This is a genomic window from Streptosporangium pseudovulgare, assembly GCF_014648055.1.
In the GTDB taxonomy this organism is placed as follows: domain Bacteria; phylum Actinomycetota; class Actinomycetes; order Streptosporangiales; family Streptosporangiaceae; genus Streptosporangium; species Streptosporangium pseudovulgare.
Genome location: NZ_BMQJ01000003.1, coordinates 491,552 through 510,600 on the forward strand (window position 1 = coordinate 491,552; position 19,049 = coordinate 510,600).

General features: G+C 74.1%; 21 protein-coding genes. 8 read left to right on the top strand and 13 right to left on the bottom strand.

Annotated features, from left to right (window positions below; genetic code table 11):
- Nucleotides 1-34 precede the first annotated feature (34 nt).
- Nucleotides 35-592: a TetR/AcrR family transcriptional regulator gene (locus IEZ10_RS09530; protein ID WP_189246092.1), complete on the top strand. Its 558-nt coding sequence runs from the start codon at nt 35-37 to the stop codon at nt 590-592.
- 238 nt (nt 593-830) lie between these two features.
- Nucleotides 831-1,718: an alpha/beta hydrolase gene (locus IEZ10_RS09535; RefSeq protein ID WP_189246093.1), complete on the top strand. Its 888-nt coding sequence runs from the start codon at nt 831-833 to the stop codon at nt 1,716-1,718.
- Between the two features lie 10 nt (nt 1,719-1,728).
- Here the strand turns inward: IEZ10_RS09535 and IEZ10_RS09540 are convergent, their stop codons facing one another.
- Nucleotides 1,729-2,331 carry a DUF5709 domain-containing protein gene (locus tag IEZ10_RS09540; protein ID WP_189246094.1) on the bottom strand — a complete coding sequence of 201 codons (603 nt, stop codon included), beginning with the start codon at nt 2,329-2,331 and terminating at the stop codon, nt 1,729-1,731.
- 157 nt (nt 2,332-2,488) lie between these two features.
- Nucleotides 2,489-3,550: a LacI family DNA-binding transcriptional regulator gene (locus tag IEZ10_RS09545; protein ID WP_189246095.1), complete on the bottom strand. Its 1,062-nt coding sequence runs from the start codon at nt 3,548-3,550 to the stop codon at nt 2,489-2,491.
- Between the two features lie 52 nt (nt 3,551-3,602).
- Between IEZ10_RS09545 and IEZ10_RS09550 the strand changes: the two genes are divergently transcribed.
- The 3 genes from IEZ10_RS09550 (at nt 3,603) to IEZ10_RS09560 (ending at nt 7,733) form a co-directional block, all read left to right on the top strand.
- A complete protein-coding gene (locus IEZ10_RS09550; RefSeq protein WP_189246096.1) occupies nt 3,603-4,868 on the top strand; it encodes an MFS transporter in 1,266 nt (421 codons plus the stop codon).
- A gap of 157 nt (nt 4,869-5,025) precedes the next feature.
- Entirely contained in the window at nt 5,026-6,243 is a 1,218-nt protein-coding gene (locus IEZ10_RS09555; RefSeq protein ID WP_229811094.1) for an MFS transporter, read from the top strand.
- 218 nt (nt 6,244-6,461) lie between these two features.
- Nucleotides 6,462-7,733 carry an ATP-binding protein gene (locus tag IEZ10_RS09560; protein WP_189246098.1) on the top strand — a complete coding sequence of 424 codons (1,272 nt, stop codon included), beginning with the start codon at nt 6,462-6,464 and terminating at the stop codon, nt 7,731-7,733.
- A 161-nt stretch (nt 7,734-7,894) separates the two neighbouring features.
- On the opposite strand, the gene IEZ10_RS09565 is transcribed toward IEZ10_RS09560, so the two are convergent.
- From IEZ10_RS09565 to IEZ10_RS09585, 5 genes are all read right to left on the bottom strand, one after another.
- Nucleotides 7,895-8,827 carry an acyl-ACP desaturase gene (locus IEZ10_RS09565; protein ID WP_189246099.1) on the bottom strand — a complete coding sequence of 311 codons (933 nt, stop codon included), beginning with the start codon at nt 8,825-8,827 and terminating at the stop codon, nt 7,895-7,897.
- Between the two features lie 86 nt (nt 8,828-8,913).
- On the bottom strand, nt 8,914-9,657 hold the full coding sequence (locus IEZ10_RS09570; RefSeq protein WP_189246100.1) for a DUF998 domain-containing protein: 744 nt from the start codon (nt 9,655-9,657) through the stop codon (nt 8,914-8,916).
- A 178-nt stretch (nt 9,658-9,835) separates the two neighbouring features.
- A complete protein-coding gene (locus IEZ10_RS09575; protein WP_189246101.1) occupies nt 9,836-11,089 on the bottom strand; it encodes a glycosyltransferase in 1,254 nt (417 codons plus the stop codon).
- Between the two features lie 147 nt (nt 11,090-11,236).
- Entirely contained in the window at nt 11,237-12,064 is an 828-nt protein-coding gene (locus IEZ10_RS09580; RefSeq protein WP_189246102.1) for a DMT family transporter, read from the bottom strand.
- Between the two features lie 258 nt (nt 12,065-12,322).
- Nucleotides 12,323-12,958 (bottom strand): DedA family protein, encoded by a 636-nt coding sequence (locus IEZ10_RS09585; protein ID WP_189246103.1) that lies wholly within the window; start codon nt 12,956-12,958, stop codon nt 12,323-12,325.
- A gap of 312 nt (nt 12,959-13,270) precedes the next feature.
- On the opposite strand from IEZ10_RS09585, the gene IEZ10_RS09590 reads away from it, so the two are divergent.
- Together IEZ10_RS09590 and IEZ10_RS09595 are read left to right on the top strand one after the other, a co-directional pair.
- Nucleotides 13,271-14,614 (top strand): sensor histidine kinase, encoded by a 1,344-nt coding sequence (locus IEZ10_RS09590; RefSeq protein WP_189246104.1) that lies wholly within the window; start codon nt 13,271-13,273, stop codon nt 14,612-14,614.
- Complete coding sequence (locus tag IEZ10_RS09595) at nt 14,611-15,285, top strand: response regulator (protein ID WP_189246105.1); 675 nt, start codon at nt 14,611-14,613, stop codon at nt 15,283-15,285. Before IEZ10_RS09590 ends, IEZ10_RS09595 begins: the two co-directional genes overlap by 4 nt.
- Here IEZ10_RS09595 and IEZ10_RS09600 read toward each other — a convergent pair.
- The 5 genes from IEZ10_RS09600 to IEZ10_RS09620 form a co-directional block, all read right to left on the bottom strand.
- Nucleotides 15,278-15,436 carry a TspO/MBR family protein gene (locus IEZ10_RS09600; protein ID WP_229811095.1) on the bottom strand — a complete coding sequence of 53 codons (159 nt, stop codon included), beginning with the start codon at nt 15,434-15,436 and terminating at the stop codon, nt 15,278-15,280. The two genes, IEZ10_RS09595 and IEZ10_RS09600, sit on opposite strands and share 8 nt — an antisense overlap.
- A 461-nt stretch (nt 15,437-15,897) precedes the next feature.
- Nucleotides 15,898-16,122, bottom strand: coding sequence for a hypothetical protein (locus IEZ10_RS09605; RefSeq protein WP_189246107.1), 225 nt, complete (start codon nt 16,120-16,122; stop codon nt 15,898-15,900).
- A 99-nt stretch (nt 16,123-16,221) separates the two neighbouring features.
- The gene (locus tag IEZ10_RS09610) at nt 16,222-16,392 is read right to left on the bottom strand and encodes a hypothetical protein (protein ID WP_189246108.1); all 171 of its coding nucleotides are present in this window, start codon (nt 16,390-16,392) and stop codon (nt 16,222-16,224) included.
- A 39-nt stretch (nt 16,393-16,431) separates the two neighbouring features.
- Nucleotides 16,432-16,710 carry a hypothetical protein gene (locus IEZ10_RS09615; protein ID WP_189246109.1) on the bottom strand — a complete coding sequence of 93 codons (279 nt, stop codon included), beginning with the start codon at nt 16,708-16,710 and terminating at the stop codon, nt 16,432-16,434.
- 139 nt (nt 16,711-16,849) lie between these two features.
- Complete coding sequence (locus IEZ10_RS09620) at nt 16,850-17,500, bottom strand: VC0807 family protein (RefSeq protein ID WP_189246110.1); 651 nt, start codon at nt 17,498-17,500, stop codon at nt 16,850-16,852.
- A gap of 276 nt (nt 17,501-17,776) precedes the next feature.
- Between IEZ10_RS09620 and IEZ10_RS09625 the strand changes: the two genes are divergently transcribed.
- A complete protein-coding gene (locus IEZ10_RS09625) occupies nt 17,777-18,130 on the top strand; it encodes a luciferase domain-containing protein (RefSeq protein WP_189246111.1) in 354 nt (117 codons plus the stop codon).
- Between the two features lie 130 nt (nt 18,131-18,260).
- Here IEZ10_RS09625 and leuE read toward each other — a convergent pair whose 3' ends face one another.
- Complete coding sequence (leuE, locus tag IEZ10_RS09630; RefSeq protein ID WP_189246112.1) at nt 18,261-18,929, bottom strand: leucine efflux protein LeuE; 669 nt, start codon at nt 18,927-18,929, stop codon at nt 18,261-18,263.
- Between the last annotated feature and the right edge of the window lie 120 nt (nt 18,930-19,049).

Consider the following 19,049-nt stretch of genomic DNA (forward strand, 5'->3'; position numbering starts at 1 on the left):
GGGCGGCCACCGTCCGCGCCGGTAAAGTGACCGGATGACCATCACCCGCGCCGAGCGCCGTCTCCGCTCCGAGCGGCGCATCCTCGACGCGGCCCGCGCGCTGTTCGCCGATCGGGGCTTCGAGCGCACCACCATCCGCGCGGTCGCGGCGGCGGCGGGCGTCGACCCGGCGCTCGTCATGCAGTACTTCGGATCCAAGCAGGAGCTGTTCAGCCGGGCCGTACAGGCCGTTCCCACCAAGGAGGGGGAGCCCGGCGAGGCCCGCGATCTGGCCGGGCGGATGCTGGAGACGCTAGGGATGAAGCTGGGCGGCCTTTCACCGGCCTCGCTGGCCATGCTGCGCTCCATGCTCACCCACCCCGAGGCCGCCGACGCCGCCCGGACCGCGCTCGGCGGACAGATCGATCGGGTCGGCGCCGAGCTGCCCGGCGACGACGCCCGGCTGCGCGCCGCGCTGGCCACCTCGGTCCTGCTCGGCGTCACCGTCGGCCACCAGCTCCTCGGCCTGGACCCGCTGCGCGACGCGCCCCGGGAAGAGATCGATCGCCTGCTGCGCCCCGCGCTGCTCGCGCTCCTGGGCGAGAGGGAGTGACGCCGCCGCCCTGGGGCGGGGCTCCGGCAGGCGCGGTGCCGACGGGTCGTACGGCCCCCTTTCCAGAGCCGGCGCTCCACTCCGATGAGAGCGGGCCGGAGGAGTGGCCGCCCGCCTGGTTCGGGTCCGTGACCACCGATCGGGATGACATCGCCGAACGCACCGAAGAGATCTTTCGCGATGGCCGTGGCCACGAATCGGGATCGTTCAGGGGCGGGAGTCGTCCAGACTGGGACGCATGACCGAGAGGGTTGAGTTCGAGGCCGACGGGATCACGCTCGTCGGCGACCTGCGGGCGCCGGACGGTCCCGGCCCGCACCCGGCGCTGGTCCTCACCGGGCCGTTCACCGGCACCCGCGACCAGGTGACCGGGCTGTACGCCGAACGGCTGGCCGCCGCCGGATACGTGACGCTGGCCTTCGACCACCGCAACTGGGGGGAGTCCGGCGGGACGCCGCGCCGGCACGAGGACCCCCAGGGCAAGCTGCACGACCTGCGGGCGGCGGTCTCGCTGCTGCGCTCGCGGCCCGAGGCCGACGGCGCCAGGATCGGTGCGGTCGGGATCTGCCTGGGCGCCGGCTACGCGCTGAAGTTCGCCGCCTTCGACCCCCGGGTGCGGGTCTTCGCCGGGATCGCCGGCGCCTACAACGACCCCTACACCGCGCGTGCCCGGATGTCACCGGCCGGGTACGAGGAGGCGCTGGCCTCCTTCGCCGAGGTCCTGGAGCGCCAGGACCTCGGCGGCGAGGTCGAGTACGTCCCCGCCGTGGCGACGGAGGGGGAGGCGGCCATGCCGGGTGACGAGCCGTACGCCTACTACGGCACCGGACGCGGCGCGTCCCCGCACTGGCGCAACCAGGTCACCCGGGCCTCCGTCCGCGAGCTGGTCACCATGGACAACATGACCGGCGCCGACTTCCTGTCGCCCAAGCCCGGCCTGGTGGTGCACGGCGTCGTGGACCGCCTCTGCTCCCCGGAGGGCGCGGAGGAGGTCTACAAGCGGATGGACGAGCCCAAGCGGCTCGTCTGGCTGGACACCCGGCTCCACATCGACCTGTACGACGCCGAACCGCACGTGAGCCGGGCCGTGGAGGCCGTCACCGCCTTCCTCACCGAGCACCTCTGACGTCCCGGCGTCATTCCGGTTCCACGTGCATGGCGGCCTCCTCGGCGGTGTAGCCGCCGAAGTCAGGGCCGACGTCCTCGGCGATCATGTCGGGCTCGGTGTCGGTCGCGGCGCCCTGGTCGGGCTCGACCAGCCGGCCCGCCTGGCGCGGCTCGTCGCCGCCGTACCCGCCGACCGGCCCCGACGGCTGCGACTGGTAGCCGACGTCGGTGTCCTCGTCACGCTCGTAGTCGGTGTTGAGGTCCGAGCCCACGCCGAGGCCGCTGGTCTCGGTCACCTGCTCGTCGAGGTTGTCCGGGATGTCCGGGTCGAGGCCGTCCTCGCCGGTGGCCGCCTCGTCCTCGCCGCGGCCGGTCCCCTCTCCCTCCTCCACGCCGAACACCGGCTGGGGCTCGGGCTCCTCGCGGCTGAGACGGCCGTCGAGGGGTTCCCCGGCGCTCCACTCCTCGGCCGTGGTCCCGTAGTCGTCCAGCGCGCCCGGCTGGTCGGCGGGCAGGGGCTCCTCCTGCGGGTCCACCGCCCACTGCTGTTCCGGTGTCCCCTCCTGCAGGTCCGGGATCCCCTCGTCCTCGAACCGCGAATACGGATCGTCCGGCGTGTTCCGCCTGTCCACAGCGATCCCCCTCCGATCATCTCGCCGTCCTTGCGGTGTTCCTCCTGCCACCCGTGCCCACCTCGTCGCGGACATAACAGGACGCATTCCCCCGTCCTTCACCTTTACCTGACCGCTGGGAAACCCCTCCCTGACCGTGGGGACGGACCGGGCGCGGTCAGGGGCGGCGGGTGGAGCCGCGCCGGACCAGCCGCCAGTGAGGAGGCTCGGCGTCCCCGGCCGCGGGGGGCGCGCCGAGAGCCACCCGCGCGCAGCGCGCACCCTGGTCGCGCAGGGACTGGGCGATGGTGGTCAGCTCCGCGGCGGCGGCCGCCTCGGTGTCGTCCCACCCGGTGACCGCGAGGTCGCCGGGGACGTCCACCCCCAGGCGCGCCGCGGCGCGGAGGGCGCCCAGGGCCAGCTCGTCGCTCATCGCCGCGATCGCGTCGCAGGGGTCCGGGCCGGTCAGCAACCCGGTCGCGAGCGCGTCCGCCTCGCGGGCGTTGTTGGTGGAGCAGACAGCCACCCTGACCTGCTCCCACGGCTCGCCGGTGGCGGTCCAGGCGTCCCGGAAGCCGTGCAGGCGCTGCCTCGTGACACGGAAGGTCGCGGCGGCGGGGGCGATGCCGGGGAAGACGCCGGTGGCCCTGGTGCGGTCGAGCGGGAAACCGAGCACCGCGGGCCGGTGGGCGCCGGAGAACGCCTCGCGCCCCGCCGTCTCGGCGGCGGCCCGGTCGTCCGCGGCCACGAAGGGGAGGTCGTCCCGGAACGGGCCGCCGTGCACCACCGCCGGCAGCCCCAGGGCGGCGATGGCGTCGATGACGGGGTCGTCGTCCGCGGTGGTCCAGACGACGAAGCCGTCGACGGCCGCTTCGGCGACGCGGTTCGCGTCCCCCGGTCCTCCGGTCACCGGGACGAGGGTCAGCCCCATGCCGTGGTCGGCGCAGACCTGGGCGACTCCCGCGAGGAAGCGGGCCGCCTGCGGGTCGTCGAAGGCGTAGGTGAGGTGCTCGCCGAGGACGACGCCCAGATTGCCGGTGCGGCCGCGGCGCAGCGACCGCGCCCCGGGGTGCGGGCCCGGGTAGCCGAGACGTTCGGCGGCCTCGCGGACCCTGGCCCGCGTGTCGGCCGAGACCCGGTCGGGGCGGCCGTAGGCATAGGAGACGGTCATCACCGACACCCCCGCCTCGCGGGCGACCTCGGCCATGGTCGCCCGCCGTCCGCCTGCCGTTCCCGCCATGGGGGAAGGATACCTGTGTAACGATACACATCTCTTGTGTATCGTTACACACATGTCGGGTTCCGAAATCGTCTCCGGGCGGCGGGCCGCCTACGCGGGCTTCGTGGTCTTCGGCGCGTTCTGGGGAGCCTGGGGGGCGTCGGTGCCCGCCATCCGCGACCAGGCGGGTCTGGACGACGGCCGGCTGGGCCTCGCCCTGCTGTTCGTCGGCGCCGGGGCGCTGCCCGCCATGCCCGCCGCGGGCGTGGCCGTCGACCGCTGGGGACGCCGGCCGGCCGCCTTGCTGCTCGTGCTGCTCGGCGCGGTGGGAACGGCGGTGGCGCTCACCGCGCGCGACCTGTGGAGCCTGTCGGCGGGCCTCGCCCTGCTCGGCGCGGCCTCCGGGGCGGCGGACGTGGCGATCAACGCGGCCGCCGGGGCGGCGGAGCAGGCCGCGGGACGGCCCGTCATCACCCGCGCGCACGGGTTCTTCTCCGCGTCCGTCGTGCTCGCGAGCCTCTCCACCGGGCTGCTGGCCGGCGCGGGGGCGCCGGCCTTCCTGCCGTTCCTGCTGGTCGCCCTGGTCGCCGCGGGACTGGCACCGGTGATCGCGGCGGGCGGGCGGGCCGGCGCGGCCGATCGTGCGGCACGGCGTGGTACGGGCACGCCGGGGGAGCGGGCGGACGGGGGCGGCGGTCCGGCGCGGGCACGGCCGGCGGGGGAGGCGGCTCCGGAAGGACGCGCGGGGCGGCCCGCCGTACGTCTCGCGCCGCTCCTGCTGTTCGGCGGGCTGGGCGCGCTGGCCTTCGCCGCCGAGAACGCCCACCAGAGCTGGGGGGCGGTCTACCTGGCCGACGTGCTCGGCGCCGGGCCGGTGCTCGCCGCGGCCGCCCCGGCGGTCTTCGCGGCCGTCGTCGCCGTCACCCGTTTCTCCGCCGGCCGGGTGGCGTCCTGGCGCGCCGCGACCGTGCTCGTCTGCGGCGCCGTGACCGCCGCCGCCGGGAGCTCGGCGGTGGCCGCCGCTCCCTCCGCACCCGTGGCGCTGGCCGGGCTCGTCCTGGCCGCGGCGGGGACCGCGGTGCTGTTCCCCACATTGCTGGCCGCGGCGAACGACGGTGTCGGTCACGCCGTGCGCGGCCGGGCGACGTCCGTGGTGACGGGCGTCGCCTACCTGGGCTTCCTCGCCGGGCCCGTCTACGTCGGATGGTGGGCCGACGCGACCGGCCTGCCGGGGGCCATGGGCGCCGTGGCGGCGCTGTCGCTCGCCCTCGCGCTTGCGGCCTGGCCGGTCCTGCGGGCGGTCCGCAGGCCGACGGGAAATAAGGGATGCACCTTTTAGGGTAAATTGTCTGCTTGGTGTGCCCGAAAGGGCGCGCCCGTAATGACCGCACGGCGGCCGCGATCCCGCGGTATCTACCCCGGTCGAAGCCCACCACGACGGTGCGGCTCGCCCCGGCCGGGCGATGCCCTCCGTCTGGACCCTGGACGGAGACCCGTTGAAGTCCTACCTCGCCGTTCTCGGCCTGCCGGGAGCCTGGCGCTTCCTCGCCCCCGCGTTCGTCGCCCGCCTGCCGTACGCCATGCTGCAGATCGGCATCCTGCTCCTGGTGCAGTGGTCCACCGGCTCGTACGGCGCGGCGGGGATCGCCTCGGCCGCCGCCGCCGTCGCCCAGGCGCTCGTCGGCCCGCAGACCGGACGGCTGGCCGACCGTCACGGCCAGCCCAAGGTGCTCGTCCCGCAGGTCGTCCTGCACGCCGCCGCGCTGGGCACGCTGCTGGCGCTGGCCGCCTCGCACGCCTCGCCCGTCACGCTCACCGCTGTGTCGGCGCTGGCCGGCGGGTCGATGCCGCAGGTCGGCTCGATGGTGCGGGCCCGCTGGGCGCACGTGCTGGGCGGCTCCGGCAGGCTGGGCACGGCCTTCGCGCTGGAGTCCATGACCGACGAGCTGACCTTCACCCTCGCGCCCATGCTCCTGGTCGCCCTGTCCACCGGCTTCTCGCCCGTCTGGGCGCTGCTCGCGGCCCTGGTCATGGTGGTGGTCGGCACGCTCGTGTTCGCCGGGGTCCGCGAGGGCGCCCCCGAGCCGGTACCGGTCCACGCGCGCTCCCGGGGCGGGGTGCTGCGGCTGCGGGGCGTGGCCCTGCTGGCCGTCGCCTTCGTCGCGCTCGGCACCGTCTTCGGCAGCCTCCAGGTCGGCATCACCTCCTCGACGGCCGCGCTCGGCCAGTCCGCCGCGGCCGGGCCGGTCTACGCGACCTTCTCCGCCGCCAGCCTCGCCGGCGGGCTCCTCTACGGCGTCGTCCGCTGGCGGGTCGGCGCCCCGGCCCGGCTGGCCGCCGCCCTGACCCTGCTCTCGGCGGCCACCGTCGCACTGTGCTTCGCCGGGTCCGTCCCCATGCTGTACGGCGGAGCCGCCGCGGCCGGCCTCCTCATCGCCCCGGCCGTCATCACCGGCTACACCCTCGCCGAGGGCCTCGTCCCGGCCGAGGTGCGGACCGAGGCGTTCACCTGGCTCAACGGCGGGATCGGCCTGGGCATCGCGACCGGCGCCGCCGTGGCGGGCCAGCTCGTGGACCGCTTCGGCGCGTCCCTGGCCTTCCTCGTCCCGCCGGTCACCACGGGCCTGGCCGCCCTGCTGGTGCTGCTCTCCCTGCGCCGGCTGCGGCCCGCCCCCGACCCCGCCCTTCCCCGCGAGCCGGCCCTGACGGCCTGAGCCTCCGTCCGGCGATCCGTACCGGCCGGGCGCCCGCGAACGGCCGGTACGGGTGACCGCCCGGGAACTCCGGAGAACCCGGCCGGCCGGTACGGCTGTTCGGACACGGATCATGCGGCTGATCGGACACGGGAGGTACGGCTGATCGGACACGGATCATGCGGCTGATCGGACACGAACCGCCCCTCCAGCCGGTCGGCCAGTGGCATCATTGAGGTATGTCTGAGCCGGTCACGCCACTCGGAAAGGTGATCCGCCGCAACGCGGAGCGTCTGGTCCGTGAAGCACTCGCCGACACCCGCGTAGTCCTCGTCAACGGAGCTCGTCAGTCAGGCAAGAGCACGCTGACCGCTCTCATCGCGAGCGGTCACGAGAACTCCCTCACCCGGAACCTCGACCGTCCGGACGTGCTCGCCGCCGCACAGGAGGATCCGAACACTTTCGTGAAGCATCCCGGCCTGCTCGTCATCGACGAGATCCAGTACGCGCCGGGGCTCCTGCTTCCCATCAAGTACCAGGTGGACACCGACCCTCGTCCCGGGCGCTTCCTGCTGACCGGATCGGCGAGAGTGCTGGGCCTGAAGTCCCTACCCGACGCGCTGCCCGGGCGGATGGAGACCATCGAGCTGTGGCCTTTCTCGCAGGGAGAGCTCGAAGGCGCGGTGGACGGCTTCGTCGACTCCGTCTTCCGCCTGGCGGACAGCCCGCTCCCGGCCCTGCCCGGCGACAGCCGACGGGCCCTGGCTCTGCGCATCGTGCGAGGGGGCTTCCCGGAGGCGATCGCCCGTTCTGATCCGCGACGCAGGCGGCGTTTTCTCGGGTCGTACGTCAACACGTTGATCGAGCGGGACATCCGGGATCTGGCCGACATCTCCAAGCCCGCGGATCTGAAACGGCTGCTCCAGATCGTGGCGGCACGGACGGGGCAGCTGCTCGTCGCGGCGAACATGGCTTCGGAGCTGAGCGTGTCGGCCAGGACGGTGCAGCGGTACCTCGATCTCTGCGAGGAGATATTCCTGATCAAACGGATTCCCGCCTGGTCGGGTAACCTCGCCACTCGCGCGGTCGCGACCCCGAAGGTCGCGTGTGTGGATTCGGGGATCGCCGCTTACCTCCTCGGGCTCGACGAGAACAGGCTGGCGACGGGTGGGGACCTGTTCGGCCCGCTGCTGGAAGGTTTCGTGCTGATGGAGCTGTCACGGCAGCTCAGCTGGGCAGAGGAGGACATCCGCCTCTTCCACTACAGGACCAGGGACCAGGTGGAGGTCGATGCCGTGCTCGAGACCGCCGACGGGCGCGTCGCCGGTGTCGAGGTGAAGGCGAGCGCCACGGTCAGAAGCGAGGACTTCCGGGGACTCCGGCTGCTGGAACGCCAGACGGGTGACGCGTTCGCCGCGGGCGTCGTCCTCTACACCGGTGATCAGTCGCTGAGTTTCGGTCCCAGGCTGAAGGCATTGCCGATCAGCGCGCTCTGGCGGATGCGGTTCTGACAGACGGTCCATGAGACCGTGCTCCGGCGCTCTTTCGGGAAGACGGCCCGGGTCCGCCGGACTCTCCACCGCCGAAGAACGTCATCCGGCCACGGACGGCCCCGGAGGTCCGGCGGTTCCGTGGCCGTCCCGCGGTCCGGGGCGGCCACGGACGGAAGGCGTCAGGCGTCGGCGGCCTCGCGGGCGCGGCGGGCCTCGCGGCGCTCGACGAAGCGCGAGGCGGTCACCTCAAGGCGGTCGAGGAACTCCACCAGCTCCTCGCGGGCCTTGTCGCCCTCGGCGCCCAGGCCCCCCCGCTCGAACACCGACCACTGCCGCAGGACCGGCATGATGACGTCGTCGAGGTGCAGGCGCAGGTCGTAGATGCCGGCGTGGGCGATGGCCATCGCCTTGCGGCTGAAGCCCTGGATGCCGGTGCCGGGCATCTGGAAGGTGGTCACCACGTCGGTGACGGCGCGCATGGTCTGGTCCGGGTTCAGCTCGAAGGCCGCGCCGAGCAGGTTGCGGTAGAAGAGCATGTGCAGGTTCTCGTCGGCGGCGATCCTGGCGAGCAGCCGCTCGCAGTTCGGGTCTCCCGAGACCTTGCCGGTGTTGCGGTGGGCGATGCGGGTGGCCAGCTCCTGGAAGGAGACGTAGGCCAGCGAGTGCAGCACGCCCTCGTAGGAGTTGCTGAACCCCTCCTCCATGTGCGACATCCGGGCCCGCTCCAGGGCGACCGGGTCGACCGCCCGGGTGACCGTCAGGTAGTCGCGGATGGCGGTGCCGTGACGGGCCTCCTCGGCGGTCCAGCGGTGCACCCAGGTGCCCCAGGCGGCGTCACGGCCGAAGGCCGTGGCGATCTCGTAGTGGTAGCTGGGGAGGTTGTCCTCGGTCAACAGGTTGACGATGAGGGAGGTCCGCGCCACCTCGGGAATCGTGGAGTCGGTCTCGGACCAGGCCTCGCCGCCGAAGATCCCGTCGTAGTCGCGGCCCTCGGACCACGGCACGTATTCGTGCGGGAACCACTCCTTGGCCATTTTGTGGTGCCGGTCCAGTTCTCCGGCGACGACGGGCTCGAGTTCGAGCAGCAGCTCGGTCTGGCTGAACTCCCGCATAGGACCTCTTCCTCACTCTCTACGGTTCCGTAACCTACGTTAGCGTAGGTAAGGACGGGTCCCGCAGTAGGGATATGTCTCTTTTGTTACTGTCCGGTAGGTTTCATTTCGCGCTCAAGAAGGACCGGCCCCGCTTCGAAGGAAGCGCCCAGCGGCCGGGTGGCGCGAGCCGGGGCGTCCCGCCCGTCCGCGCACCGGGCCGCCAGGAGGACCACGGCCATGTCGGCCAGCAGCGCCAGCCGCTCCAGCAGGCCGTGGTAGCCCGAGCCGCCGACGATCTCCGCGACCGGCGATCCCGGGCGAGCCGCGAGGAACGCCACCAGCGCCGCCACCGACAGGCCGGCCGCCAGCGACAGCGCCGGCTCGCCGAACCGGCGCCCGAGCAGGCGGCCCGCGCAGGGCAGCGCGGTGAGGACCACGGCCGCCGCCCAGTGGTGAACCTCCCCGCCGCCGGAGGTGACCCCGGGCGGCGCGTCGGTGGGGAACACCGCGGTGAGCAGCAGTCCCAGCGCCGCCGCGACGAGCAGGACGCGCGCCGCGGCGCTGCGCGCCGGGTCCACCCGGGTCAGGCCGTAGGCCGTCCACACGCAGCTCACCGCCAGCGCGATCGCGGCGACGGCCATCGCCCAGCCGCTCGGGCCGAACAGGGCGTAACGGCTGGTCAGCTCGGTCATCGGGTCAACCGAACCGGTCGCCGCCAGATGGGCGTAGGCCATCGCCGCCGCCGCGACGCCCACGCAGGCCATCGCGGGCCGGCGCCACACCGTGCCCTCTCCGTCCGCGCCGTCCGCACTGTCCGCGCCGTCCGCTCCCACCGGGGCCTCCCTCATCGCGCCGCTCCTGCCCGCGGCGCTCTTCCCGCCGCAACGCTTCCTTCGCCGGGTCGCACCCGGACGTGCGCCTCCAGGTCCGGACCTTCCCGGACGGAGCCCCTCCTCACCGCGCGGTCCTCCGCCGGCCGCGCCGCACTGTCCCCCGGCCGTCCCACCGCGTGGCCCCCCGGGGTCCTCACCACGCGGTCTCCCGGTGACCTCGCCGGGCGACCTCCCGGTAGATCGCCTCGAACCGGGCGAGGGACACCTGGTGGTCGTGGGTGAGCGCGATCATCCGGCTCGCCGCGCCCATGGCGGCCCGCCGCTCGGGCGCGCCCAGCACGTCGCCCAGGCGGCGCGCCAGTTCCCTCACGTCCCCGGGCCGGTACAGGTGGCCGTTCCCGCCGGGCCGTACCAGGTGGGGCAGGGCCATCGCGTCGGCGGCGACGACCGGCAGCCCGGACGCCATGGCCTCCAGCGTCGCGATGCTCTGCAGTTCCGCGACACCCGGCATGGCGAAGACGTCGGCGGCGGCGTAGGCGTCCGGGAGCGTCTCGTCCGGGACGAAGCCGAGGAAGACGACCCGGTCACCGACCCCGATCCGGTGCGCCAGCCGGGTGAGCGGCTCGCGCTGCCCGCCCGTGCCGGCCAGCGCGACCTGCACGTCGTGGTCGTTGAGCATGTACGGCAGCGCCCGGATGAGCTCGTCCAGCCGCTTCTCCTCGTCCAGCCGCCCGACGAACAGCACCGTGTGGCGGTCCGGCAGGCCGAGCGCCTCGCGCGCCAGCGACCTGAGACCGCCGCGCGGCTGGAACCGGCGCAGGTCGATGCCGCACGAGACCGGCTCCACCGGGTGGGCGAAGCCCTTGCCCGCCAGCAGCTCGGCGGCGATCCGGGTCGGCGTGGTCACCCGGTCGGCCCGGGAGAAGACGCGCCGGAAGTCCCGCCACGCCAGTTCGCCCACCCGGTCGCGCAGCGCGCCCGGGACATGGGCGAACTGGAAGAGGTTGTCCGGCATGAAGTGGTTGGTGGCCACCACCGGGACGTCCGCGCGCCCGGCCGCCGAGATCGCGGCCCGGCCCACCACGAAGTGCCCCTGCACGTGGACCACGTCCGGCGAGAGGGCCGCCACCAGATCGTCCAGCCGGGACGGCACCGAGATCCGCATCGTCGGGTGCACCAGCACGGGCACCGACCGCAGCCGGTGCACCGTCACCCCGTCCACGTGCTCGGTCCTGGCCGGCCCCTCGTCGGAGGCGCAGGCCACGTGGACCTCGTTGCCCCGGGCGGCCAGCCCGCAGGCCAGCCGGTGGGTGAAGGAGGCGGCGCCGTTCACGTCCGGCGGGTAGGTGTCGGTGGCGATCAGCACCCGCCGCGGCCGTACGGCCGGAAGCGCACGGGCCGGTACGGTGGCCGGCGCGGCGGGGGCGGGCGCGAGAGCGGTGGTCATCGGTGGTACTCCGTTCAGCGGAAGGTCGGGGGCGGCTCGCGGAGGCGGGGAGCCGGGACGGCCGGGTGGGGTTCGCGGCGGGGCCGGGGACGGACGGGGTGGTCGGGGCGTGGCGCCCGCGAGGTCGCGGGGCGGGGCCCGCGGGGCTCAGCGGACCTGGGGGACGTGCACGGCGGGCGGCGGGCCGGTGCGGGCCAGCGCGACGGTGCCGCAGGCGGCCAGCAGCGCGGCGGCCAGCGCGGTCAGCGTGGCCGTCGCGCCGGTAGGCAGCGGCTCACCCAGCAGGACGGCTCCGAAGACGACCGCGGTCAGCGGGTCGGCCACCTGCAGGGAGGCGAAGGCGACACCGAAGTGACCGCAGGCGTAGGCGCGCTGCAGCAGGCCCAGCGCGGCCAGGGCGGGCAGCGGCGCGGCGAGCAGCAGCCACGGCTCCCACGCGCCGTCGACCAGCACCCGGGTCAGCGTGGCGGTCGCGCCGTACAGCACGCCCGCCGCCATCGCCAGTAGCCCGGCGCGGGCGGTGGGGGAGACGCGCCGGGAGACGGCCAGCAGCCCCAGGGCGACGGTGGCCGCCCCCGCGAGCAGGGCCACCGCCCCCCAGGGGCCGAGACGGGGATCGCCGGTGTGCTCCGGCACGGTCAGCACCAGCCCGGTCAGCCCGGCGGCGACCGCGGCCGCGGCGGCCAGCTCGCGCGGCCGCGGCCTGCGGTGCCGCAGGGCCGCCGCGCAGGGCAGTGCGAACAGCAGGCTCGCCGCTCCCAGCGGCTGGACCAGCGTGAGCGGCCCGTACCTCAGCGCGAGGACGTGCAGCGCGGTGCCGGCCCCGACGGCGAGGCCGCCGAGCAGCCAGCGCGGCCGCCTGGCCAGGTGGCGCAGCGCGACCCGGTCCGGCCCCGTCTCGGACTGCTGCAGCGCGGCGCCGAGCGCGAAGAACAGGGACCCCAGCAACGCCAGGCCGACGGCCGCCACGCTCATGAGCCCTCCCTCGTCACGCTCTCCCGCCCCCGCCGTCCGGCGGGACACGGTCCTCTCCCGATTCCGGGTTCTCCCGATCCGGGTTCCTTCCTCCGATCACGACACGGCGAGATGGCCGGGACGTCTCAGCGAGGCGTCCGGAGGGACGTCCTCCGGCGAACCTCTGGCAGCCTCCCGCGCTCGCGGCGCCCCGATCCATCGGGGTTGTCCCTGACTTCGGCGCGGATTTCCCCCGGGGGACGGGTCGGGGCCGGACGGTCAGTCGTCCGAGACGGCGAGGGCCGGCTCCCGCCCCGGAGCCCCGGCGGCCCGGCGTCGCCGTACGTGCCGGATCGTCTCGGCCACCGCGGTGACCGACAGGGCGATGCCGAGGCCGAGCAGCAGCCCCTTGAACGGGTCGTGCTCGAACGCCGCGCCGCCCACGTAGCCGATCAGCACCGAGTAGACCGCCCATGAGACGGCCGCGACCGCGTCGAAGAGGGCGAACGAGCGCCGGGGGTAGGCGACCGCGCCCATGGTGAGGGTGCAGGCCGTACGGCCCCCGGGGATGTAGCGGGCCGCCACCAGGACGAGCCCGCCGCGTTCGGCCAGCGCGCGCCGCGCCCAGGTGAAGGCCCGGCCGCCGCGTCCTCCCCTTCGCAGCCTGCCGTTCGCCGAGCGCCCGATGGCGTAGGAGATGTGGTCACCGGCGAAGGCGCCCAGCGCCGCCACCGCGATCACGGCCGCGACGTCGGGCGCGCCGGTGGAGGCGGCGAACACGCCCGCCGTGATGACGGACGTCTCGGCGGGCACCACGGGGAAGAACCCGTCGAGCATGGCCAGCGCGAACAGCGCCAGATAGATCCAGGGGGAGGTCATCGCCTGCTGTACGGCGTCGAGAATGGCCTGCGTCACGGCCGTGCTCCTCATCGGTGGGGGTCGGGTGTCCGGACGGCTCCTGCCGGGTCCGGGGGATCTCCCCAGCACGCTGAAGGACCGCCGGGCTCCGGGCATCAGGGAGGGACCCCGGGCCTCGGGGTGGTGTCCCTGAGATCTCCCGGGGACACCGCCGGAACTCGTGCGCCACCGACGCTAGGTGCCGGGCCGCGGCCGGCACATCGGACGTTCAGCCCGTGCCACCCCCCACTTTCGGCGGGGGTCGTGCCGCCCTCGGGGAGGAGTCGCCCGGTATCCGCGCCTTGTAACGTCACGAAGGTGATGAAAAGGATGAGTCGGCCGGACCGGCGGGAACTTGTGACGATCCTGCTGCTCTGCCTGCCGGCGGTCCTGGCCCCCACCCTCCCGGCCTGGTGGGAACCGGCCACCGCCTGGGCGCGGCTGTGGACCACGGCCGCCGAGGTGATCGTGATCTGCGCCGCCGTGCTCGCGAGCCGCCGCGCGCCGGTGCTCCCCATGCTGGCCGTCCTGGTCGCGGGGACATGGAACGTCAGCGAGGGGGCGGCCAGCTTCCAGTTCTGGGGCCTGGACCTGCCTTCGTTCAAGGTGCTGCCGCTGAACGGCCTCACCCTCGCCGTCATCGTGCTGAGCCACCGGGCCGGCCGCCGTGCGCCGGACCCCCGGCCCGCGCTCAGGGCGTTCGCCGCTCTCCTGGGCACGGGCGCCGCCGCGGTCCTCGCCCTCTCCCTCCTCGGCGGCCCGCGGCCCGCCCCGGCCGTCACCGCCTTCTGGCTGCCCGCCCTGTCGGGCGTCCTGCTGTCCGGCCTGCTGCCCTGGAGCGTCGGCCTGCTGTTCCGGCAGCGGGCCGAGCAGCGCCTGCGCGAGCGGCGGCTGGCCGCCGGCCAGGCCAGGCTGCGCGAGCGCAACCGCATCACCCAGGACATGCACGACTCCATCGGCCACGACCTCGCGCTCATCGCGCTGCGCGCCGCGGCCCTGGAGATGGCGCCCGACCTGCCCGTACGGCACCGCCGGGCCGCCGGGGAGCTCCGCGAGGCCGCGGCCGACACCACCGAACGCCTCCACCGGATCATCGGCGTGCTCCGCGAGGACGACCCGGCGCCGCTGACCCCGTCGGAGGAGAGCGTCTCCGACGTGGTCGAACGGGCCGTCGCCTCGGGGATGCGGGTGGAGCTGCGCGGCGACGGATCGCTGCGCGACCCCACCGCCCGCAGGGTCGTCCAGGAGTCCCTGACCAACGCCGCCAAACACGCCCCCGGCGCGCCCGTGACCGTGGAGGTGCTCGGCGGGCCCGCCGAGGTCACGGTCGAGGTGACCAACCCGGCGCCCCGGGCGACGATGGGCCGCCCGCGTGGCGGCCCGTCAGGTCCGTCCGGTGGGATGGGCCTGGCCGGGCTGCGCGAGCGGGTACGGCTGGCGGGCGGGGTGTTCGAGGCGGGCCCGTGGAATGGCGGCTTCCGGGTCACGGCCCGCCTTCCCCGCACCGAACGGTCCGATGCGGAGCGGTCCGACGCGGAGCGGCCCCGCGCGGAAAGGCCCGGCGCGGAAGCCACCCGGGAGGAGGATCCCCGCTCCCCCGGAGGGACCGGAGAGACCGGAGAGACCGAAGAGGATATGGACGTGAACATGGACGTGGCGGACGGAGTGCGATGATCAAGGTGTTGCTGGCCGACGACGAGGCCATGATCCGGGCCGGGGTGCGCGCCGTACTGGCCGTCGACCCGGAGATAGAGGTGGTGGCCGAGGCCGCCGACGGCCGGGAGGCGGTCCGGCTCGCCCTCGCCCACCGCCCCGACGTCGTCCTCCTCGACATCCGGATGCCCCGGATGGACGGGCTGGCGGCCGTCGCCGAGCTGCGCCGGGTCGTCCCCGGCACGGCCGTGGTGATGCTCACCACCTTCGGCGAGGACGACTACATCGCCCGGGCACTGGGGGAGGGCGCGGACGGGTTCCTCCTGAAGTCGGGGGACCCGCGCGAGCTGCTGGCCGGCATCCACGCCGTCGCCGAGGGCGCCGCCTGCCTGTCGCCGCGCGTGGCGAAGCGGGTCGTGTCCGCGCTCGCGGACGGCAGGATGACCCGCGAGGCGTCCGCCCGCGAGCAGGTCGCGGCGCTCACCCCCCGCGAGCGCGACGTGCTCGCCCTGCTCGCGGCGGGGCTGTCCAACGCGCGGATCGCCCGCAGCCTCCACCTGGTGGAGGGGACCGTCAAAGCCCACGTGAGCTCGATCCTCACCCGGCTGGGGGCCGAGAACCGGGTCCAGGCGGCGATCGTCGCCCACGAGGCCGGCCTGACGGCCGGGACACCCGGGGCGGGAGTCAGCTGAGCCGCCAGACGGCGAAGTTCAGCGCGGCGGCGAAGGTGACCCACAGCAGGTAGGGGACCAGGAGCCAGGCGGCCGCGCGGCTGATCCGGCGGAAGGCGACGATGGTGGCGACGATCGACGCCCAGAGCAGGACCACCTCCGCGAACGCCACGCCGTACCGCCCGGCGCCAGCGAGCCGGCGACCGCCACCGGCACGAGGATGACGACGAAGACCGGAAGCCCCGCCCACCGTTCCGGTTGGTGCGTTGTGACCATGTCCGCCTCCCTGCCCTCTCCTTCGCGCTCCTACCGGCCGCCGGTTTCCCCCGCCGGAGAAGCGGTCCGGCGGTCATCGGTCCTCCCTGCCGGGGGCCGGGGTTTTTCCCGGTGTACGCGGCGACCGGGGCCGCCGACCCCCCTGCCGGAAAGCTGGACCGGCGTCGCGGGTTCCCCCTGCCGGGGGAGGCGGATCACCGGCCGGTGGGAGGGACGGCGCGGCCGGAACCGGGAGGGTCGGGGTATGACGTACACGATCGACGCGGCCGACGGCCCGGCCGGCACCGCGAACGGCGGGACGACGGCGAGGGCGCTCCGGCTGACGGCCGCCGCGGTGGCCATGGCGGGTATGACGCCCTACATCACCCTCAAGGTCATCTGGCTGACCGGCGGCTCGGTCGGCATCGGAGACCCCGCCCTGCTGCGCGACGGCGGCTTCTTCGGCCTCAACCTGCTCACCCTGGGCATGGACGTGGTCGCGCTGCTGATCGCGCTGGCCTTCGTCCGGCCCTGGGGCGCCAGGATCACCGCGGGGGCGATCCTGGCGCCCATGTGGGCCGGCACCGGCCTGCTGGTCCCCATCGCGGTCCAGGCTCCACTGGGCGGGCTTTTCTCCCTGGTCAGCGGGGAGGAAGCGATCGGCGCGGACAGCCCGGTCGCCGGGTGGGTCTACCTCGTCGTCTACACCGGCTTCACCGCCCAGGCGTTCGGGCTGACGGCCGGGTTCGTCCACCACGCGCTCCGGCGCTGGCCGTGGGTGTTCACCGCGCGAACCTCGGACGGCAGGCCCGGCCCGGCGCGCGAGGCACAGGTGTTCGTCGCCTGGGCCGCCCTGGCCGTCGCCGTGGTCATCGCGGTCCTCGACCTGGTCCTGCTGCCCGGCGCGGTCCGTCACCTCCCGGCCGGCGTCTCCTTCACCACCGGCATGCGCGGCCTGGTGGACGCGCTGCTGCCGGTCCTCGGGGCGACCGGCCTGCTGGTGATCGTCCGCGGCCGGTCCGGGCGGCCGCTGTGGAGGCCGGTGGTCCTGGCCTGGCTCGGCTCGGGCGGCATGTTCGGCTGGTCGATGTGGTCCCTGATCGTCGCCCTGACGCCGAGCTCCCTCAACCCCGGCTCCGGCGGCCCGGCCGCCCTGATCAGCCTGTTCACCGCGCTGACCGGCCTCGCCATCGGCCTGACCGGCATCCTCACCCTGACCGGTGCCTTCACCCCGCCCGCCGGCTCTGACGGGCCCGCCGTCCCTCGGCTTCGCGCCCGCTCCGCCGTACGGCCCGCGTCCGCCTTCCCGTACGCCGGCGCCGCGCCGCCGTCAGGGCGCCGCGGGGAGCGCGGGGGCGGAGGCGGAGTGGAGGCGGTGCAGGACGCGGCGGAAGGCCCAGACGGAGAAGGCGATCGCCGCGCCGCTGATCAGGGCCACGACCGAGGTGCGCACCAGGAGGTAGGCGCCGATCGACTGGTGCAGCAGGAGCCAGATGCTCACCGTCGAGTTCGCCAGCAGCACGAACCCCCACAGCAGGGTGATCCGGGCGAAGAACCGGCGGACCCGTTCGTGCCCGAGCACCGCGGAGGGCAGGTGGATGTAGTCGAGCGTCAGCTTCTGCGCCATCGGGCGGTTCAGCCGCACCGAGGCCAGGAAGACCACGCTGATGCAGATCGTGCCCAGCTCGGGCTGGAGGAAGTAGAACACCATGCTGCCCGTCCACAGCCCCAGCAGCGTCCGCACGGTGATCGCCACGGTGGCGAGGATCATCGTGGCGGGCACCGGGACGCGCCGCAGCAACCGCCACCCCACCCCGATATAGACCCAGCTCAGCACGGCGATGAGCGCTCCGCGCTCGCCGAGGACGGCCAGCGCGGCGTAGAAGACGGCCAGCGGGGCGACCACTCCCTCCAGCAGCTTCGGGGCGGCCTGGCGGGCGAGGACGGTGAGGCGGGGCAGGGCGACGGACGTGTGGCTCATGGCGCGCTCCACGGGAAGGTGGAATGACCGGCGGTGAGGCTTGACGCCTACCCGGACAGCCGGTGAACAGACATGACGGGTCGTCGTTCCGGGGTATCGAGGATCACCCGGTATCGGGAAGCGGTTTACCGTACCCGACCCCGGAGCATGCCTTCGCTTTAACCGACCGATGCCGTATGGGTCGCGGCGGATCGGCCGATGCTCGGAGTGTGTCCAGGCGGTAACGGTTCGGAAACGTGACTTTTCTGAACCCTTACGGTTCGCGACGATTCGCGTATGGCAGTGCACGCGCGCACGTCCAGCCGGCCGACCGAAGGTGTCGCGCACGTCGCGACCCAGCTCTCCCACTGGCCCGCCCTCGCGCTGAAACGCACCCGCAGGGGCATCGGCTTCAGGTCCGGAGGCCGGGAGATCGTCAGAATGCGCGGGGACCACACCGCGGAACTGCTGCTCACCACCGGCGTCATCGACCGCTGGGCCAGGGTCCTCACCGACTGCCGGCGCGTCGTCCCGGGCAGCGGGGACGGCTGGGTGTCCATGGCCATCGACGGCAGGGCCGACGCCGAGCTGTTCCTCTCGCTGGTCAGCGTGGCGATCAAGGCGAACCAGGACGGCGCCGGCCCGGCCTGATACCGACCGCCGCCGCGCGACGGCGGTCCCGGCGTGACCGCCGTCCCGGCGCGGCGAAGGCGGTCACGCGCGCCCGGCCGTACGGCGTCCCGTGCCCGGCCGGTACGGCCCGGCGTGGCCGTACGGCGCGTCAGCCCAGGGTGGCCGTGGCCAGCCGCGCCCCGAAGCCGATGAACAGCGCGCCCACACCCGAGGTGAGCCCGGCCGACAGCCTGCGGCGCGCCCGGAACTGGGAGGCCAGGAAACTCCCGGCGAAGATCAGCGTCGAGAGGTACAGCACGCTGAAGACCTGGCAGATCGTCCCCAGGATCAGGAACGACAGCACCGGGCTGCCGTAGGAGGGGTCCACGAACTGGATGAAGAAGGAGATGAAGAACAGGATCGCCTTCGGGTTCATCAGGCTGATCGTCAGCGCCTTGCGGAACGGGTCCCTGGCCGGACGTCCCGCCCGCTCCTCCGCCGGCGCGGCCCCGGAGACCTCGGCGTCCCCGTGGTTCCGCCACGAGCGCCACGCCCCGCGCAGCATCTGCACGCCGATCCACGCCAGGTAGGCGCCCCCGGCGTACTTGACGACGTTGAACAGCATCGGCTCGGCCCGCAGCGCCGAGGCGGCCCCGGCCGCCGCGAGGACCATCAGGACGGTGTCGCCGAGGAACACCCCCACGGCCCCCCGATAGCCCTGGCGCACCCCGTGCTGCGCGGCGGTGCTGAGCACGTAGAGGGAGTTCGGGCCGGGCAGCAGGACGATGAAGAAGGCACCGATGACGTAGGTCCAGATGTCGGTGATGCCGAAGAACATGGGAGCGCTCCAGGGGGCCAAAATAGACAAACCCACGGTACTCCCATCGAACAATCCCTAATCACCTCTCCCGATCACCCGAGCGAAGCCATGTGCACTCTGCGTGATGTTTCATGTGCG

Excerpts from the sequence above, each read along its gene's own strand:
- IEZ10_RS09530 (WP_189246092.1), top strand. The coding sequence starts at position 35 with ATGACCATCACCCGCGCCGAGCGCCGTCTCCGCTCCGAGCGGCGCATC.
- IEZ10_RS09535 (WP_189246093.1), top strand. The coding sequence starts at position 831 with ATGACCGAGAGGGTTGAGTTCGAGGCCGACGGGATCACGCTCGTCGGC.
- IEZ10_RS09545 (WP_189246095.1), bottom strand. The coding sequence starts at position 3,550 with ATGGCGGGAACGGCAGGCGGACGGCGGGCGACCATGGCCGAGGTCGCC.
- IEZ10_RS09550 (WP_189246096.1), top strand. The coding sequence starts at position 3,603 with ATGTCGGGTTCCGAAATCGTCTCCGGGCGGCGGGCCGCCTACGCGGGC.
- IEZ10_RS09560 (WP_189246098.1), top strand. The coding sequence starts at position 6,462 with ATGTCTGAGCCGGTCACGCCACTCGGAAAGGTGATCCGCCGCAACGCG.
- IEZ10_RS09565 (WP_189246099.1), bottom strand. The coding sequence starts at position 8,827 with ATGCGGGAGTTCAGCCAGACCGAGCTGCTGCTCGAACTCGAGCCCGTC.
- IEZ10_RS09570 (WP_189246100.1), bottom strand. The coding sequence starts at position 9,657 with ATGAGGGAGGCCCCGGTGGGAGCGGACGGCGCGGACAGTGCGGACGGC.
- IEZ10_RS09575 (WP_189246101.1), bottom strand. The coding sequence starts at position 11,089 with ATGACCACCGCTCTCGCGCCCGCCCCCGCCGCGCCGGCCACCGTACCG.
- IEZ10_RS09580 (WP_189246102.1), bottom strand. The coding sequence starts at position 12,064 with ATGAGCGTGGCGGCCGTCGGCCTGGCGTTGCTGGGGTCCCTGTTCTTC.
- IEZ10_RS09590 (WP_189246104.1), top strand. The coding sequence starts at position 13,271 with ATGAGTCGGCCGGACCGGCGGGAACTTGTGACGATCCTGCTGCTCTGC.
- IEZ10_RS09595 (WP_189246105.1), top strand. The coding sequence starts at position 14,611 with ATGATCAAGGTGTTGCTGGCCGACGACGAGGCCATGATCCGGGCCGGG.
- IEZ10_RS09605 (WP_189246107.1), bottom strand. The coding sequence starts at position 16,122 with ATGGGGACCAGCAGGCCGGTGCCGGCCCACATGGGCGCCAGGATCGCC.
- IEZ10_RS09610 (WP_189246108.1), bottom strand. The coding sequence starts at position 16,392 with ATGACCACGGCGACGGCCAGGGCGGCCCAGGCGACGAACACCTGTGCC.
- IEZ10_RS09615 (WP_189246109.1), bottom strand. The coding sequence starts at position 16,710 with ATGGCGAGGCCGGTCAGCGCGGTGAACAGGCTGATCAGGGCGGCCGGG.
- IEZ10_RS09620 (WP_189246110.1), bottom strand. The coding sequence starts at position 17,500 with ATGAGCCACACGTCCGTCGCCCTGCCCCGCCTCACCGTCCTCGCCCGC.
- IEZ10_RS09625 (WP_189246111.1), top strand. The coding sequence starts at position 17,777 with ATGGCAGTGCACGCGCGCACGTCCAGCCGGCCGACCGAAGGTGTCGCG.
- leuE (WP_189246112.1), bottom strand. The coding sequence starts at position 18,929 with ATGTTCTTCGGCATCACCGACATCTGGACCTACGTCATCGGTGCCTTC.